Below are 2,455 nucleotides of genomic sequence, written 5' to 3'. Positions count from 1 at the left end.
GGCGGCGCGACCTGGTTCCCGGGCAGCTTGCCGTCCTGGGCGGCCACGTGCGCGGCCGCGTCCTGGGCCTGGGCGCGCTGCGCGCCGCTCAGGGCGAGGAAGCCGGGGGCGAGCTGGCCGGGCTCGATGCCGTACACCTGGCCGCCGCCGGTGACCGACCTGAGGAACCTCGCGATCGCGCCGGCCTTGGCCTCCGGCACACCGCCGGTCGGGACCATCGCGTACTGCACGGTGGTCAGCGGGTAGGCCTTCTGGTCCCGCGAGTACGCGGTGTCCGCGGCGCCGTACGGCAGTTGCTGCACGCCGGTGGCGGCATCGACCGTCATGTCGGCGACGGCGGCCTGGAAGCCGGGCCGCTCGGGGGCGACGAACGCGCCGGCGGGGTTGAGCAGGGCCGCCTCGGGCATCGAGAACGCCTTGGCCTGGCCGGCGTCCATGATGGCGAGCAGGGCCCGCTCGCCCGGGGCCTGGACCGAGCAGTCCAGGTGCCGGCCGTCCGCCTGGGAGTTCGGCTGCTGGCAGGTCGGCTTGCCCTCCAGGATGTTGCGGGCCACCCGGCTCAGGCCGAGCAGGGAGGGGTTCCACTCGTACTGCTTCCAGTGCGCGAGGTCCACGTCCTTCGTCGACTCGCCCGGGCCGGTGAAGTCCTGCGGCTGGAAGCTGTCGACGGGGTACCCGGGGAACTGCGGCCGCAGGTAGAAGGTGTCGATCCGCATGCCCCAGGGATCGGGCTCGCCGTCGAGGAAGCGGGCCGCCTCGGGGTCGCTCGCGATCCACGAGGTCACCTGGTAGGTGAGGTCGGTGGTGCCGCCGGCGACGGACGGGAAGATGGTCAGGATCCCGCCGCAGTCGGTCGGCCAGTGGATTCCGTTCGCGTCCGTCTGCGGGTTCAGCTTGGTGAACTCCGGGTCCTTGAACAGGCACGTCGGGTTGCCCGCCACCGACTTGATCGGAATGCCCGGCGAGCCGTAGGACTGGGTCAGGAGCTTGGCCAGCAGCCGGGCGTTCAGCCGCAGGTCGCGGATCTGGCGCCCGGTCGTCCTGTCGTCGATCGCGAACACCACCGAGATGCCGGTCGTGGTGAGCGGCGCGTAGACGTACGGGCGGGGCGGCGGCGACTGGTCCGGCCTGGCCGTGAGCGCGACATCGGTGGTCCCGCCGAGGAACGCCGCCCGCGCCTGCGGTTCGCCGCCGGCCGAGGCGTACTGGACGGTGATCGGGGAGTCACCCAGGCACAGACCGGACCGCCACTGCTGCATGGCGCGGTTCGCCATCTCCAGGCCCTGGGCCCGGAGGTCCGCGGCGGCCGCCTTGCAGTCGTCCGGTGTGGGGGCGAAGTGCAGGGGGACGACCACGTGGTGGCCCCAGGCGCACTGCTCGCTGCTCCGGTTCTTGGTCTTCCAGTTCTCGATGCCGCCGCGCAGGGTGGCGTCCGTCGCGGCCTTGAAGAGCTGCTGGCCGGTGTCCATGCGGTGGTCTTCACAGTCCGCCTGGCCCTTGCGGAGCCGGTAGAAGTCGACCGGATCGCCACCGTAGTTCGGTTCGACCACGAGGGAGCAGGGGTTCGCCGCGTCACACCCGAGTCCCACGCTCTGCTGCTTGTTCCAGACCTCGATGGAGGCCGCGCCGGAGCCGTCCTGGCCGGTCGCGGCGATCACCATGTTGGACCGGAGTTCGGGTGCCTCCAGCCCGGAGGCGCGCGCCTTCTGCTCGAAGCCGAGCGAAGACTCCCCTCCGTAGAGCGTGCTCCCGTAGCAGTCCGTGATGAGGGGCTGCTCGCCCTTGCACTGGTAGATCCGCACCGGGTAGACGATGTCCTCGGACTCCTTGACCGCCTTGGTCACCGGCTGGCCGGTCGTGGTCCGGGTCGGTGTGAACCCGCTCCACGAGACCTGCAGCACCTGGTTGGTCAGGTTCTCCGACTGGGAGACCGTCACGCTGCCCTCGGGCCCGTACTGCTTCTTCTCCGGGATCCAGACCTTCGGGCCCTGCACCGTCTTCGCGGAGTCCGCCCGCGCCTCCGGCACCGCCCCCAGCCCCACCGGGACCACCGCGAGTGCCGCCACCACGGCCCAGACGAGCGCCAGGGCCGGCAGTCGCCGGCGCCACCGCCCTCGGCCTCTCGGGTCGGGTTCGCGGATTCTCATGGCGGGGACCTCCGGTGGGTGCGAGCCGCCGAGGGGCGGCGCGAGGGCGTCGAATGGCGCTGGGGCCCGGATGGCTCCGGTGCGTACCATTCGGCCAGCCGGACATGGCCGGATCCGGTCGGCCAGGTGTACGAGGCCACAACGCGGCACCCTTGTAACGGAGTTGGGCAGTCCATATGCGGGCGGGGCCGCGCCCCCGCGGCGGGCCCCCCCCCCGCCCCCCGGTGCGGGGCCGCGGGGGGCGCACCCGCCCCCCCGGGCGCAGGCCCGGGGGGGTGTGCTCCCCAGCGGCCCCCGCACGACGCGGC

Annotated in this window: 1 protein-coding gene; it reads right to left on the bottom strand. The window is 72.8% G+C overall.

Annotated features, from left to right (window positions below):
• On the bottom strand, positions 1–2,147 hold a 2,147-nt coding region (locus AB0O00_RS35665), incomplete at its 3' end, for a hypothetical protein (protein WP_363658857.1).
• Positions 2,148–2,455: the final 308 nt, after the last annotated feature.

The organism is Kitasatospora sp. NPDC093558, from assembly GCF_040683475.1.
Lineage (GTDB): Bacteria > Actinomycetota > Actinomycetes > Streptomycetales > Streptomycetaceae > Kitasatospora.
This window is presented reverse-complemented; position numbering and strand designations above follow the sequence as displayed.